This is a genomic window from Bacillus sp. B2-WWTP-C-10-Post-4, assembly GCF_009183805.1.
GTDB lineage: Bacteria > Bacillota > Bacilli > Bacillales > Bacillaceae_G > Bacillus_A > Bacillus_A cereus.
The window spans coordinates 1-15,460 of sequence record NZ_WEII01000018.1 but is presented as its reverse complement, the minus strand read 5'-3'; the positions used below and the strand labels follow the sequence as shown (position 1 = coordinate 15,460).

The following is a 15,460-nucleotide window of genomic DNA, read 5'->3' as shown; positions in this document are numbered from 1 at the left end:
ATCCCCCTATATAATTTGATAGTGAAAACATGTCTTCTCTCCCGTATGACAAGCAGGTCCTACTTGTTTCACATTCACAACAATTGAATCTTGATCACAATCTAAATATAAAGATTGCACATATTGAAGATTCCCTGATGTTTCCCCCTTATTCCATAACGACTGCCTAGAACGAGAATAAAACCATGTTCTTTTCGTCTCTAACGTTTTTTCATATGCTTCTTCATTCATATAAGCTAGCATTAAAACTTCTTTCGTACCTTCTTCGATGACAATTGCTGGTATTAATCCTTTTGAAAAATTAGGTTTCATAACCGCACCTCAACATTTGCATCTCTTAATTTTCGCTTTACACTCTGCACTGTCGCCTCACCATAATGAAAGATGGATGCCGCTAACGCTGCATCAACTGTTGTCTTTTGAAAAACTTCTATAATGTGATCCGTATGACCACAGCCCCCTGATGCGATGACTGGAATGGAAACACTTTTTGAAATTTCTTCTGTTAAACGAAGGTCATATCCGCTTTTCGTTCCATCTGCATCCATACTCGTTAACAAAATTTCACCTGCCCCAAGTTTAACAACACGCTTCGCCCATTCTATGGCATCCATTCCTGTGTCAACTCTTCCGCCGTTGACGTATACGTTCCATTTACCTTCTGCTACTTTTCTAGCATCAATTGCCACGACAATACATTGTGATCCAAAGTGTTCTGTCCCTTCTTCTATAAGCTTCGGGTTTCGCACTGCCGCTGAGTTTATTGAAACTTTGTCTGCTCCAGCTCTTAGTAAATTGTACATATCTTTCACACTTGAAATCCCCCCGCCAACCGTAAGAGGAATAAATACTTTAGCTGCTGTTTTTTCTACAACATCTATAATCGTTTTTCTTCCTTCATGAGTCGCTGTAATATCTAAAAATACGATTTCATCTGCCCCTGCCTCGTTATATGCTTCAGCTATTTCAACCGGATCACCGACATCTTGTAATCCTATAAAATTTACACCCTTTACGACTCGCCCTTCTTTCACATCTAGACATGGAATGATTCGTTTCGCTAACATAACTTCGTTACCTGTAACACTTCTTCTAAATCAATCGTTTTCTCGTAAAGCGCCTTTCCAATTATGACACCATATATATTCATATCATTTAACTTTTTCACATCTTGAATAGATGCCACTCCTCCAGAGGCGATGAGACGAATGCCCACACTTTTTTGAAGTATCGCTAATTGTTCAAAATTTGGACCTGCAAGCGTCCCGTCTTTCGAAATGTCTGTAAACACAATCGTTTGAACACCTAAACTTTCCATTTGTTTCGCTAAACTAACGTAAGAAATTTCAGACAGATCAAGCCAACCTCTCGTTGCTACGAAACCATTTTTCGCATCAATTCCAACAATGATTTTCTCTTTATATAGACGAACTGCTTCCTCTAAAAATGACTTATCATAAAGAGCTGCTGTTCCTAAAATCACTTTTTCTACACCTGCTGACAATAACTTCTCCACCGTTACAAGTGAACGAATTCCTCCTCCCACTTGCACAGGAATACGTACCGCCTTGCAGATTTTTTCAATGACGGGCAAATTTAACGACTCGCCAGCAATTGCACCGTCTAAATCAACAATGTGTAGTATTTCCGCTCCAAGCTTTTCAAATATGATCGCCTGCGCTACCGGATCTTCATTCATCACCGTTTCTTTACTAAACTCTCCTTGATAAAGTCTAACGCATCGCCCTTCTTTTAAATCGATAGCTGGGAAGATTTCCATGCTTCTACCACTCCTTGAAAATTTTTTAATATTTGCATGCCAATTTCGCCACTTTTTTCTGGATGAAACTGTGCACCAAATACATTTCCTTTCGCGACAAACCCTGGTATTTGCATTCCATAATCACTTACTCCGCATACAATTTCATCTGGACAATCCGCGTAATATGAGTGAACATAATACACGAAAGAACCATCCACTAATCCATTCCAAAGCGGAAATTCTCTTTCCTTCCTTAATTCATTCCATCCCATATGAGGAATTTTATACGAAACTTTTAACTTCCGAATTTCACCTGGTAGTAAACCTAACCCGCTACAATCTTTTAGTTCCTCACTTCGTTCAAATAAAAGTTGCATGCCCAAACATATACCGAGGAGTGGTTTTCCTATGTCACAAACTTCTTTTAGTACACACACTAAATCTCTTTCTTTTAATACTTCCATCGCTTTCGGAAATGCACCTACTCCCGGTAGAATCACGCCATCGCTTCTCAATATCTCTTCTTTATCACTCGTTACAATGTACTCTGCGCCAGTATATTTTAATGCTTGCTCTACACTGCGAATATTCCCCATTCCATAATCTATAATGGCAATCAATTACAACATCCCTTTCGTTGAATTTACACCAGTAATGTTGGCATTTTTTTCGACCGCTTCTCTAAGCGCTCTACCAAAAGCTTTAAATAATGCTTCAATTTTGTGATGTGTATTACTTCCGTATAGAACGCGCGCATGTAATGTAATATTGGCAGCATGTGCAACTGCTCTAAAAAATTCTTCCGTCAATTCTGTATCAAAATCCCCGAGCTTCGGATTTGTTAATTCCCCTTGAAATACACAATATGAGCGTCCACTTATATCAATTGCAACAAATCCTAAAGATTCATCCATCGGTACATACGCGGAACCGTAACGATTAATTCCTTCTTTATTTTGCAATGCTTCTTTCAAGCAATTTCCGAGTACAATTCCAACATCTTCAACGGTGTGATGTGCATCGACAAATACATCACCTTCTGCCTCAACTTGCAATCCAAATCTTCCATGTCTAGCAAATAAAGTCAGCATATGATCGAAAAAACCAACCCCCGTTTGAATAGATACACTCGTACTTTCATCAAGCTGCAAACTTAATTTAATTTTTGTTTCTGTCGTCTCACGTGCTTGACTGGACTGACGCATTATTTTTCCTCCTCAAACCTTATTTGGATTGCTCTCGCATGTGCATGTAACCCTTCTTTATTTGCAAGCTCTACAATATGATGCTGTACATTTTTTAATGCTTCCTCTGTATAAGAAATAAAACTTGATTTTTTCACGAAATCATCGACTGATAACGGAGAAAAAAATCTTGCCGTTCCGCTCGTTGGTAATACATGATTCGGTCCCGCCAAATAATCCCCGAGCGGTTCAGGTGCATATGGTCCAAGGAAAATAGAGCCTGCATGTTTCACATAATCTAGAGCATTCATCGGTTCTTTTATATGTAACTCTAAATGTTCTGGAGCAATTTCATTTGATAACTTTAGTGCCTCCTCTAAAGAAGCAACGATAAAGATGGCTCCATTTCTATTTATTGATTCACGTGCAATTTCACTTCTTGGTAACGTTTCTAACTGTCTTTCTACCTCTTTTTCTACTTCTTTAGCTAGTTCCATATTCGTTGTAATACAAATCGCCGTTGCTCTCTCATCATGCTCTGCTTGCGATAATAAATCCGCTGCGATATATTTTGCATTACCTGTTTCATCCGCGACAACTACAATTTCTGATGGACCAGCAATCATATCGATATTTACTATCCCGTATACTTCTCGTTTCGCTAGAGCGACGTACAAATTTCCCGGTCCAACTATTTTATCCACTTTCGGAATCGATTCCGTCCCGTATGCTAAAGCAGCAATTGCTTGTGCGCCACCTATCGTATAAATTTCATCTACTCCCGCAAGATTTGCAGCAGCTACTATATGAGGATCAATTCCCCCTTTCCTCGGCGGTGTTACCATTACAATTTTTTTCACACCTGCAAGTTTCGCCGGCAATACATTCATTAATACTGAAGAAGGATATGAAGCTGTCCCACCTGGTACATATACACCTACATTTTCTAATGGCCGAATAAGCTGCCCTCTAATTATGCCTTTACTTTCACAATCGAAGATTGAATACTTCTTTTGTTTTTCGTGATACGAAACAATGTTTTTCTTCGCCTCTTTTAAAGCTTCTAAAAATGAATTCTCTACAAACATACTCGCTTGCTGTATTTCTTCTTCACTTACACGAAAATCTTTCATCTCTACACCATCAAACTTTTTTGTATAGAAAGATAAAGCCTCATCATTTCCTTCCCTTACATGTCTAATGATTTCTCTTACACTTCTTTGAACAGTTTCTTCTATTATATTAGCGTTTTCTCTTAGCACTTTTATTTTAGATAATGCCTCCTTAAAGTCTTCATAAATGATTTCCATTTTAAATCCTCCTATTTCCCTGATAAGATTTCTTGCTCCATCATATTTATAATGCTGAATATTTCGTCTTTTTTAGTTTTTAAGGCTGCCTTATTTACAATCATCCGAGCCGATATAAAGTACATTTCCTCAAATACAATGAGTCCATTCTCTTGTAATGTTTTTCCTGTTTCAACAATATCTACAATCGCATCTGCCAATCCAAGAAGAGGAGCGATTTCTACAGAACCTTCTATTTTAATAATTTCTACATCCTCTCCCTTATCATGAAAATAAGTAGAAGTAATATGTGGGTATTTCGTAGCGATTCTTTTCTTCCGGTAACTCTTCGGATTATACGTAGGAATAGAAGCAACACAAAACTTACAAATCCCCACTCCTAAATCCAGCATTTCATAAATATCTTTCTCGTTTTCCATTAAAATATCTTTTCCAACGATGCCAATATCAGCTACCCCATGTTCTACATAAGTAGCAACATCAACCGCTTTTACTAAAATAAATGAAATATTTGTATTTTTACTTTGAAATACAAGCTTCCGACCTTTATTTTTGAGCTCGGAACAATCAATTCCAATCTGCTCAAAAAGTGGAATGACATGTTTTTCTAATCTTCCTTTCGTTAACGCAATTTGAATGTTACGCATGAAGCCTCTCCTTCTTTCTGGACTACCCATTTCTCATTCCATACATATTCCACTAAATATTCATTCTTTGCCTCAACAACCGTTCCTATTTTATTTTTTCTTGCAAATTGAAAGGTATCGCTTAAATTAGAGAATAGAGATAACCAAGCATTCTTCCCATCCTTTCGAAGTAAATTTCGTAACCTTTCTGCTTCCGCTAATCTATTTAACTCATAATGAATCACAATATCAATTTGATTTCGTTCATATGGTTCTTGCTGCTCTTGCAGCGCCTTCACAATTTGATTTACTTGTACCGCGAGTCCAACAGCTGGCAGCATTTCTCCAAAATTGCCAATTAGCTCATCGTATCTTCCGCCACTAACGATTTCTTCTCCAATTTCATATATATATCCTTTGAAAATAACACCCGTATAGTAATCTAAGTGTTGAATCATGCCCAAATCAATTGATATGTAAGAACCATATCCTAACGTTTCAATTGTTTCATACATTTCTTTTATTCTTGCAATTGCCATTTTCATTTCATTACTTGAAGCAAGCTTTTCTGCTTCCTCAATAACTTCTAAATTTCCAAATAGCCTTGGCAATTTCTCAAGTAACCTTACTGTCTCATCGCATCGATTTAATTTCTTTTCTCCGATAAAATTTGAGAGGGCTGCATAATTTTTACTTTCTATATACGTTCTAAGTACCCTTTCTTCTTCATCATGGATGGAGAGTTTTTTTACAATACATTTATATAACTGTACTTGCCCAATCTCAATTGTAAAAGATTGCACCTTCAACTTTTGAAGTGCTTGAATGACACTTATTACACATTCAATTTCAGCTCTTACATTATCAATCCCGATAACTTCAATACCACTTTGTACGATTTCATTATATTTTCCAGAATGGGATTCATTCGCTCGAAATACATTCCCGCTATACGTCACTTTAAGTGGCGTATCCCATCTCTGTGTTCCAATAACTCTCGCTAAAGGAATTGTCATATCTGGACGTAAAACGATAATCCTTCCCTTTTCATCAAAAAATTTATACATCTTCTCTTCATCTATCGGTCTATTTTGAAATGCAAAAACATCATAAAATTCAATTGTAGGTGTTCTTATTTCCTCATAACCTCTCTCTAAAAAAGTAAGCCTTAATTTCTGTTCTACTTCTTCAATTAACGTACATTCTTCGAATAAATAATCTCTCGTTCCATTCGGGTTTGCTCGTTTCCATTTTGTCATCTAAATTTTCACACCTTTCCCCTTCTAATGTATGCCTATTTCATTCCCCTAAGCCGAAAATAAAAAGAGCCTTGTAGACAAAATACCTACAAGGCTCTTCAGTAGAGTGTAGGTACAACGGGAATAACCCTTGTACCTACACGTTTTCACGCTAGGTTCAAGGGTTTCATGTATGATGATGTAGTTGTGTAAGCATTGTAATAGATTGCACGATATTCATAATACTTACTCCCTTTCTCCTCTGATTTTCACATAGTATATAACAGTTAATTTTGAATGTAAATACATTTTTAATATTCCGTCACTTTTTTAATGTAAAGCCACTTTTCTTTCATACTCTTTTATTTCTTGTTCATATTGCATTGTAATACTAATTTCATCTAAACCATTTAATAACTTCTCTTTCCACATTTTCTCGATTGTAAAATGGAATCTATGCGTATTCGTTGTCATTATTTCATTTTCTAAATCAACTGTAATTTGTTCCCTCGCATCTGTTTTAGCAAGTTGTTCACGCATATCTTTATCCATTACAATCGGTAACATGCCATTCTTCATACAATTCATATAAAAGATATCGGCAAATCCTCCAGCGATAATAACGCGGAAACCATAATCAGCAAGCGCCCATGGAGCATGTTCTCTTGACGAGCCACATCCAAAATTATCACCTGTGATTAATATACTGGCTCCTTTTCTTTCTTGTGCATTAAGCGGGAAATTAGGGTTTTCTTGGCGATTATTATCATATCGCCACTCATCAAATAAAAACTTCCCAAACCCAGTTCTTTCAATTCTCTTTAAATATTGCTTCGGAATAATTTGATCTGTATCAATGTTATCATTCATCAGTACTGCGGCAGTACCTTTATGAATACGAAATGGCTCCATCATAACTCTCCTTTCTAATATCAACAAAATGACCATATAACGCAGCCGCTGCCGCCATTGCCGGGCTAACTAAATGCGTTCGTGCTCCCTTTCCTTGTCTTCCTTCAAAATTGCGATTTGACGTAGAGGCACAATGTTCCCCTTCAGGCACTTGATCTGGATTCATACCTAGACACATTGAGCATCCGGGCTCTCTCCATTCAAATCCAGCTTCTTCAAATATGCGATGTAATCCTTTATGCATCGCTGCTTCTCTTACCCTTTGAGATCCAGGTACAACAAGTGCTCGCACACCTTCTTTTACTTTTTTACCTTTCACGACAGATGCAGCAATTTCTAAGTCAGAAAGCCTGGAATTTGTACAAGATCCAATGAAAACATGTTGAACTGGAATGTCATACGTACTTTGTCCGGGACTCAATCCCATATAAGAAAACGCTCTTTCGTCATTTGCATCATGCTTTTCTGGCAATTTCTCATCGATCCGAACGCCCATACTAGGATTTGTTCCCCACGTAACGTACGGCGCTAAATCCGTAACATCTACTAGAATATGTAAATCATAAACTGCATCTAAATCTGTATAAAGTTCTGACCATTTTTTCTTAATAGATTCATAGTCTTTCGGTGCATATTTACGCCCTTTTACGTAAGCAACCGTTTTTTCATCTGGTGCAATAATGCCAGCCTTTGCTCCCCCTTCAATTGCCATATTGCAAAGCGTCATCCTCTCTTCCATATCCATAGCATGAATGGCCTCTCCGTAAAATTCCATTACGTAACCTGTTCCAACTGCTACTCCGTACTTTGAAAGAAGGTGTAAAATAATATCTTTCGCATAAACACCTTGCGGTAACTTTCCTTTTAACTCAATGCCCATTGCTTTCGGCTTTCGTTGCCATAACGTTTGCGTCGCCAATACATGTTCCACTTCACTCGTACCAATACCAAACGCTAGTGCGCCAAAAGCACCGTGTGTTGCTGTATGACTATCACCACAAACAATCATTTTTCCTGGCTGTGTGAGTCCAAGTTCTGGTCCTATTACATGAACGATCCCTTGCTCTTCATCCCCGATATCCGCTAATGGCACCTGAAATTGTTTACAGTTTTCCCGAAGTGTATCTAGTTGCTGCTTCGCAATGCGGTCGGTAATATTCCAAACATCTTTCGTTGGAATATTATGATCCATCGTTGCAAATGTTAAATCTGGTCTGCGGACTGTTCGATTTGTAAGCCGCAAGCCTTCAAAGGCTTGCGGTGACGTTACTTCATGAACAAGATGTAGATCGATATATAATAAATCCAATCCATTTTCATTAGTCGCAACTACATGTCTTTCCCAAAGCTTATCTAGTAACCTTTTCCCCATTATCTTCCTCTCCCTACTAACGCTTGCTCTTCCATTTCTTGAATAACTGCCTTTGTAAATGAAGTTGTCGTTTCAGTCCCCCCGATATCTGCTGTACATTTTCCTGATTTAAGGACTGCAGAAACTGCTTCTTCAATTGAATATCCTTCTCTCGTTAATCCGAACGATTGCCCAAGCATCATTGCAACAGAACGCATCATCGCAATTGGATTCGCCTTATTTTTCCCCGCAATATCCGGTGCTGATCCGTGAATAGGCTCGTATAATGAAGGCCCCTTTTCAGCGTGACTTGCTGATGGAAGCATTCCTAATGATCCAGCTAATACTGAGGCCTCATCACTTAAAATATCACCAAATAAATTTTCCGTTACAATAACGTCAAATCTTCCTGGATTCCGAATTAATTCCATAGCTGCTGCATCTACTAAAATGTGTTCTACTTCCACATTTGGGTAGCGAAGTGCTACTTCTTCTGTCACAGTTCTCCATAATTTACTAGACTCTAAAACATTCGCTTTATCAATAGATGTTACTTTTTTCTTCCGCTTATTCGCTAATTGAAAAGCATACGAAACGATACGTTCAATTTCATGGCGATGATACGTAAGTGTATCTGTCGCCACTTCTTCCGTTCGCTCTTTCGGATAAGAAAAATAAATTCCGCCTGTTAATTCACGAACGACAACGAAATCAATTTCATCAGCGTTTTTTAATGGTGATAAATGTGCAGTTGCACTTTCTACCGTTACAGGGCGAACATTCGCAAATACACCAAGTCCTTTTCTTAATGCTAATAATCCTTTCTCAGGCCTTTCTTTCGCACTATCCCACCTTGGTCCACCTACTGCTCCAAGTAAAACCGCATCACTCGCTAAACAGGCGGCAAGTGTTCGCTGTGGTAATGGTTGCCCAGTTAAATCGATAGCAACACCACCAAAGTACTCATCTTGCAAATGAAAATGATGTCCATATAGCCTTTCTACCATATGCAATACTTCCTTCGCACTTTCCATTACTTCTGGACCAACACCATCACCAGCTAAACAAACGATACGTTTTTCCATTTTTAACACTCCTTTTAACTGAATTTTCAGAACTTTAATTTAATAGGTGAGGAAAGCTTCTCTCACCTATCAAATATTTATTTCACAAGCGCTATAAGAGATTTTAATTTCCCTGCTGCATGGACATAAGCTCTCGCCGACGCTTCCAATACGTCTTGCGCAACTCCGAAACCTGATATTTGGTGACTACCTTCTTTTAATTCAACATGAACGTGAGCAAGTGCATCTTGACCTTGTGTAATAGATTGTATGCGATAATCTGCCAATTCACATTCTAATCCTAAAATTCTTTGAATCGCATTGTATATCGCTTCAATACTACCAGAACCAGTGGCTGCATCTTCATATACATTTCCTTCCTCATCCTTCAGCACAACTGTTGCGCATTGTGTACTATTTGATACGAAATGCACTTGTAATTGCGTAATGTTATATTGCTGAGCTGCAAATGCTGCTTCACCAAGCATAAGTGCGCGTAAATCTTCTTCAGTAATTTCCTTTTTACGATCAGCCAATTTTTTAAATGCTTCGAATGCCGCATCTCGCTCTTCATTTGTAAATTCATAACCAAGCTCTTTCATTTTTTCCGTAAACGCATGACGGCCAGAATGTTTCCCAAGTACAAAGAGATTTTGAGATTCTCCTATAAGCGCTGGTTCGATAATTTCATAAGTTGTTACTTCTTTTAAAACCCCGTCTTGGTGAATGCCCGATTCATGAGCAAATGCATTCGCTCCAACGATTGCTTTATTTTTCGGTACAACCATACCCGTTAACCTGCTTACTAATATACTCGTCGCCTTAATTTCTTTTAAAGTCATTGAAGGCTCTGCTTTATAAAAATCTTTTCTAATATGAAGAGCTACCGCAACTTCTTCTAACGCTGCATTCCCTGCTCTTTCTCCAATGCCATTAATCGTTCCTTCTACTTGCAATGCTCCTCCTTCAACCGCAGCTAACGAATTTGCTACTGCCATACCAAGATCATCGTGACAATGACAAGAAAAAATCGCTTTTTCATATGATGGAACGGATTCTTGTAAGTATTTAAAAAGAGAATAATACTCTTCTGGATTCGTATATCCAACTGTATCCGGAATATTAATTACATTCGCTCCTGCTCGAATTGCAATTTCTACTGCTTCAGCTAAAAATGCTCTCGATGTTCTTGTCGCATCTTCTGCAGAAAATTGTACTGTCGGAAATAATGATTTTCCAAGCGTAACCGAGCGATGAATACTATTTAACACATCTTCTTTTGACATACAAAGTTTATATTTCATATGAATATCACTCGTAGCTAAAAATACGTGTAGACGAGGAGATACAGCACCTTTCACAGCTTCATATGCTCTTCGAATGTCACTTTCTTTCGCTCTAGCTAAACTCATAACCGTAGCATTTTGAATTGTATTCGCAATACGTTTTACCGATTGAAAGTCACCTTCGGAAGCTGCTGCAAAGCCAGCTTCCATGACATTAACCCCTAGTCTCTCTAATTGCCTAGCAATTTGTAATTTCTCTTGTTCATTTAAATTTACTCCTGGTGATTGTTCGCCATCACGAAGCGTTGTATCCATGAACAAAACCTGCTTCATATTATTTAACCCCTACCTTTACTCGCGGCTGTACGAAAGGCATCATTTCACGTAATTTACGTCCAACTACTTCGATTTCATGTTTATTCTCTTTCTCATTTGTCGCATGGAAATTTGGTCTTCCTGCTTTATGCTCTGCAATCCAGTCTCTTGCAAATGTACCATCTTGAATTTCTGCTAATACTGCCCCCATCGCTTTCTTCGTATCTTCAGTAACAACGCGTGGTCCTGATACGAAGTCTCCCCACTGCGCTGTATCTGAAACTGAATATCTCATATTTTCAAGTCCACCTTCGTACATAAGGTCAACGATTAGCTTCAGTTCATGTAAACATTCAAAATATGCAAGTTCAGGCTGATATCCTGCATCAACTAACGTTTCAAACCCTGCTTTTACAAGTGCAGTCACTCCGCCGCAGAGTACAGCTTGCTCTCCAAATAAATCTGTTTCTGTTTCTTCTTTAAACGTCGTTTCTAGTACACCAGCTCTCGTTGCTCCAATTCCGTCAGCATAAGAAAGTGCTTTTTCAGTCGCAACTCCTGTTGCATCTTGATATACTGCAAATAATGCAGGAACAGCCCCGCCCTCGGCGAACGTACGGCGTACGAGATGCCCCGGTCCTTTTGGCGCTACTAGAAATACATCTACATTAGCTGGTGGTTTTACTTGATCAAAGTGAACATTAAATCCATGTGCGAACACGAGAGAGTTTCCAGCCTGTAAATTTGGTGCAATTTCAGCTTCATATACTTCTGGTTGTAATTCATCAGGCAGTAGAATCATTACTACATCAGCTTTTTTCGCTGCTTCTGCTACTGTATATACAGAAAATCCATCTTCATTCGCTTTATTCCAAGACTTACCTTTTCTTAAACCTACTACTACATCAAATCCGTTATCACGTAAATTTTGCGCATGTGCATGACCTTGCGAGCCATATCCGATGATTGCTACTTTCTTTTCCTTTAATACATTTACTGTTACATCTTTCTCATAATAAACTTTTGCCATTTTCATTTCCCCCTATATTTAAATGATTATTGAATTAACATAACTTGCTTATCTTGTTTTTTCATACTACGTGTAAATGCTGTTACACCTGTTCTAGCAATTTCTTTCAAACCGTATGGACGAAGTAATTCAATTAACGCTTCTACTTTATCTTGCGTACCTGTTACTTGCACAACTATGGAATCCTTCCCAACATCTATTACAGCGGCTCGAAACGGTTCAATTAAACTATATAATTCTGCCCTCGCTACAGAAGTTGCTACTTTAATAAGAGCAAGCTCTCTAGCAATCATCGCTTCTTCTGTAATATCTGATACTTTCAGTACATCAATTTGCTTATGCAGTTGTTTAATTAACTGCTCCACTTGCTGTTCACTTTCAACGTGTACAACAATCGTCATTCGCGATATATCTGATGATTCTGTATGACCTACTGAAATACTTTCAATATTAAAATGTCTTCGTGTCATAACCCCTGTAATTCTGTTTAAAACACCACTTTGATTTCGAACTGTCGCTGTAACAATTCTCTTCACCCTTTTTCCACTCCCTCCATTTGGTGAACACCTTTTCCTGGCGCAACCATCGGCATAACCTTCTCTGATTGAAGTACACGACAATCAATTACGACTGGCTCTTGTAATTCAATAGCATGCTGGATTTGCTTCTTTGCAAGAAGTGGATCGTCAATACGAACACCTTTTATGCCATATGCATTCGCAAGAGCGACGAAATCTGGTTGGCATGGTAATAAAGAATGTGAATATCTTTGATTGTAAAATTCATCTTGCCATTGTCTTACCATTCCTAAAGCTTCATTATTTAAAATAAATACTTTAACGGGTAAAGCGTGTTCTTTTAATACACTTAATTCTTGTAGAGTCATTTGAAACCCAGCATCACCAACAATTGCAATAACTAATTCTTCAGGCTTTGCAATTTGCGCACCGATTGCTGCTGGAAATCCAAACCCCATCGTTCCTAATCCACCAGAAGTTACCCATTTATCTGGATTTTTCAGCGGATAATATTGGGCTGCCCACATTTGGTGTTGCCCAACGTCTGTTGTTACAATCGCTTCTCCCTTCGTAATTTCATATAACATATCAATTGCGTATTGGGGCTTAATACTTTCAGAATTTCTTTTATAAGAGAATGGATATTGTTCTTTTCTCCCCTTTAATAAAGTGATCCATTCATGATGATTTTCTTTTCCCCCTTCTGGTTCAAGTAATACTTCCAATGCCCGCTTAGCACTTGCAACAATAGGAATTTCAGTTGGCACATTTTTCCCGATTTCTGCTGGATCGATATCGATATGCGCAACAGTAGCCCCTTTAGCAAAATAAGCTAAATTCCCTGTAAGCCGATCATCAAATCTCGCGCCTATATTAATGAGTAAGTCACATTCATATAACGCCATATTGGCTGTATAAGAACCATGCATTCCTCCCATCCCTAGAAATAGTTCATCATCTGGTGGAAAACCACCAAGACCAAGTAATGTATGCACAACAGGGATTTCATATTTACGAGCAAAATTTGTCAATTCTTTCGAAGCTTTCGCATGCAATATACCCGCTCCAGCTAAAATTAACGGTTTTTTTGCAGTTTCAATTACTTTGAGTAATTTGTTTATTTGAAGTAGATTCGGTTCATAATTAGGGTTATATCCCGGTAAATCCATTTGTACATTGCTACATTGCTCACCTTTCTCGACTACCATATCTTTCGGAAGGTCAATAACGACTGGTCCTGGTCTTCCAGTTTTAGCAATATGAAATGCTTCTTTAATAATTCGAGGTAAATCTGAGGCCTTTCGTACTTGATAGTTATGTTTTGTCACTGGCATCGTAAGTCCCATAATATCTGCCTCTTGAAAAGCATCGCTCCCAATTAACGTTGTTGCTACTTGGCCTGTAAATACTACAAGTGGCAATGAATCAATCATCGCATCAGCTAGACCCGTAATTACATTTGTAGCACCTGGCCCACTCGTTGCAATTACAACCCCTGGATGCCCTGTAATTCTGGCATACCCTTCAGCAGCGTGAATTGCCCCTTGCTCATGCCTTGTTAAAATATGCGGAATTTCACAATCATACAATGCATCATAGAGAGGTAAAACGGCACCACCCGGATAACCGAAAATCACTTCTACGCCTTCCTTTTCTAGCGCTTCTAACAATAGCTGTGCACCAGTTGCCAGTTTCTCTTCCGTTTTTGAAGACATTGTTCTTATAAGCCCCCTTTTTCAAACTTTTATACAATAAAAAAATCCTACGTCCACACTCCAGCTATGTGCTGAAGGGACGAAAGATTTCGCGGTACCACCCTTCTTCGCAAGAATACTCTTGCCTCAGTGATCCATAAATGGATCTAGCTAATAACGGAGCTACCGTCTAAGCCTAGACAAATGCTTTAGCTTAGCACTCAAGGGCGATGTTCGTCGACGTGAACCATCGGTTTTCAGCAACCACCGACTCTCTGTGAGGCTTCACAATCAACTACTCCTCCCTATCAACGCTTTCTTATGTTAAAAAAGTTGTTATCCAACTTTATTTTCTTCGTAAATTTTCTCTCCATCTTCTACAACTAACTTACGAAACTCTTTTAATAAACGGTTCGTATGTGGACCTGTTTGCCCTAAGCCAATCGTTCTACCATCTACTGTCGTAACAGCAATCACTTCAGCAGCTGTTCCTGTTAAAAACACTTCATCAGCTACATATACATCATGTCTTGTAAATAACTCTTCTCTTACGTCATACCCAAGTTTTTCGCCGATTTCTAAAATGGCGTTTCGTGTAATACCTTCTAACGCTCCAGCAGAACTTGGTGGTGTAATTAATTTATTTCCTTTAACAATAAACACGTTATCTCCTGATCCTTCAGCTACATATCCTTGATCATTTAACATAAGTGCTTCTTGTACTCCAGCTAATTTCGCTTCAATACGAACTAAAATATTGTTTAAGTAATTTAAAGATTTTACTTGAGGGGATAAAACATCGGGACGATTTCGGCGCGTTGCAACTGTTACAACTGGAATCCCTTTCTCATAATATTCTTGTGGGAATAAAGATAATTGTTCTGCAATTACTACTACATTCGGCTTCTTACATGAATCGGGATCCAATCCAAGATTTCCTGCTCCTCTTGATACAACAAGGCGAATGTATCCATTAGATAATTTATTTTGTCGAATCGTCTCAACAACAATATTTGTTACTTCATCTAATGAATATGGAATTTCTAAAAGGATTGATTTTGCTGATTCATACAGCCGGACAAGATGCTCTCTCAAACGGAAAACATTACCGCTATAAACTCTAATTCCTTCAAACACTCCATCGCCATATAAATAGCCATGATCATATAC

At 38.3% G+C, this 15,460-nt stretch carries 16 protein-coding genes and 1 other annotated feature; all 16 genes read right to left on the bottom strand.

From position 1 onward, the window contains the following. Window positions 1-6: 6 nt before the first annotated feature. The gene (gene hisI, locus GBN78_RS10560; RefSeq protein ID WP_000803961.1) at window positions 7-312 is read right to left on the bottom strand and encodes a phosphoribosyl-AMP cyclohydrolase; all 306 of its coding nucleotides are present in this window, start codon (window positions 310-312) and stop codon (window positions 7-9) included. Continuing rightward, window positions 309-1,067 carry an imidazoleglycerol phosphate synthase cyclase subunit gene (gene hisF, locus GBN78_RS10555; RefSeq protein ID WP_000880110.1) on the bottom strand — a complete coding sequence of 253 codons (759 nt, stop codon included), beginning with the start codon at window positions 1,065-1,067 and terminating at the stop codon, window positions 309-311. Before hisF ends, hisI begins: the two co-directional genes overlap by 4 nt. After that, the gene (hisA, locus tag GBN78_RS10550; protein WP_000402298.1) at window positions 1,061-1,780 is read right to left on the bottom strand and encodes a 1-(5-phosphoribosyl)-5-[(5-phosphoribosylamino)methylideneamino]imidazole-4-carboxamide isomerase; all 720 of its coding nucleotides are present in this window, start codon (window positions 1,778-1,780) and stop codon (window positions 1,061-1,063) included. Before hisA ends, hisF begins: the two co-directional genes overlap by 7 nt. Next, entirely contained in the window at window positions 1,753-2,382 is a 630-nt protein-coding gene (hisH, locus tag GBN78_RS10545) for an imidazole glycerol phosphate synthase subunit HisH (protein WP_000560362.1), read from the bottom strand. Before hisH ends, hisA begins: the two co-directional genes overlap by 28 nt. Further along, on the bottom strand, window positions 2,383-2,967 hold the full coding sequence (gene hisB, locus GBN78_RS10540) for an imidazoleglycerol-phosphate dehydratase HisB (RefSeq protein ID WP_001249951.1): 585 nt from the start codon (window positions 2,965-2,967) through the stop codon (window positions 2,383-2,385). Then, a complete protein-coding gene (gene hisD, locus GBN78_RS10535) occupies window positions 2,967-4,256 on the bottom strand; it encodes a histidinol dehydrogenase (protein ID WP_000402914.1) in 1,290 nt (429 codons plus the stop codon). Before hisD ends, hisB begins: the two co-directional genes overlap by 1 nt. Before the next feature lie 11 nt (window positions 4,257-4,267). Continuing rightward, window positions 4,268-4,903: an ATP phosphoribosyltransferase gene (hisG, locus tag GBN78_RS10530; protein WP_001244487.1), complete on the bottom strand. Its 636-nt coding sequence runs from the start codon at window positions 4,901-4,903 to the stop codon at window positions 4,268-4,270. Then, the gene (locus tag GBN78_RS10525) at window positions 4,879-6,141 is read right to left on the bottom strand and encodes an ATP phosphoribosyltransferase regulatory subunit (RefSeq protein WP_000170293.1); all 1,263 of its coding nucleotides are present in this window, start codon (window positions 6,139-6,141) and stop codon (window positions 4,879-4,881) included. Before GBN78_RS10525 ends, hisG begins: the two co-directional genes overlap by 25 nt. 309 nt (window positions 6,142-6,450) lie before the next feature. After that, on the bottom strand, window positions 6,451-7,032 hold the full coding sequence (gene leuD / locus GBN78_RS10520; RefSeq protein ID WP_000433189.1) for a 3-isopropylmalate dehydratase small subunit: 582 nt from the start codon (window positions 7,030-7,032) through the stop codon (window positions 6,451-6,453). Then, complete coding sequence (leuC, locus tag GBN78_RS10515) at window positions 7,010-8,404, bottom strand: 3-isopropylmalate dehydratase large subunit (RefSeq protein WP_098299613.1); 1,395 nt, start codon at window positions 8,402-8,404, stop codon at window positions 7,010-7,012. The genes leuD and leuC overlap by 23 nt, the downstream gene beginning before the upstream one ends. Then, window positions 8,404-9,468: a 3-isopropylmalate dehydrogenase gene (leuB, locus tag GBN78_RS10510; protein ID WP_000415386.1), complete on the bottom strand. Its 1,065-nt coding sequence runs from the start codon at window positions 9,466-9,468 to the stop codon at window positions 8,404-8,406. The genes leuC and leuB overlap by 1 nt, the downstream gene beginning before the upstream one ends. 77 nt (window positions 9,469-9,545) lie before the next feature. Beyond that, window positions 9,546-11,066 carry a 2-isopropylmalate synthase gene (gene leuA, locus GBN78_RS10505; protein WP_097918717.1) on the bottom strand — a complete coding sequence of 507 codons (1,521 nt, stop codon included), beginning with the start codon at window positions 11,064-11,066 and terminating at the stop codon, window positions 9,546-9,548. Window position 11,067: 1 nt separating this feature from the next. Then, window positions 11,068-12,078 (bottom strand): ketol-acid reductoisomerase, encoded by a 1,011-nt coding sequence (ilvC, locus tag GBN78_RS10500; protein WP_152127339.1) that lies wholly within the window; start codon window positions 12,076-12,078, stop codon window positions 11,068-11,070. A gap of 26 nt (window positions 12,079-12,104) precedes the next feature. After that, a complete protein-coding gene (gene ilvN / locus GBN78_RS10495) occupies window positions 12,105-12,614 on the bottom strand; it encodes an acetolactate synthase small subunit (protein WP_000822952.1) in 510 nt (169 codons plus the stop codon). Next, window positions 12,611-14,311, bottom strand: coding sequence for an acetolactate synthase large subunit (gene ilvB / locus GBN78_RS10490; protein ID WP_000095832.1), 1,701 nt, complete (start codon window positions 14,309-14,311; stop codon window positions 12,611-12,613). The genes ilvN and ilvB overlap by 4 nt, the downstream gene beginning before the upstream one ends. 72 nt (window positions 14,312-14,383) lie before the next feature. Then, window positions 14,384-14,611 (bottom strand) — a binding site (T-box leader). Window positions 14,612-14,626: 15 nt separating this feature from the next. After that, on the bottom strand, window positions 14,627-15,460 hold an 834-nt coding region (gene ilvE / locus GBN78_RS10485), incomplete at its 5' end, for a branched-chain-amino-acid transaminase (RefSeq protein WP_152127337.1).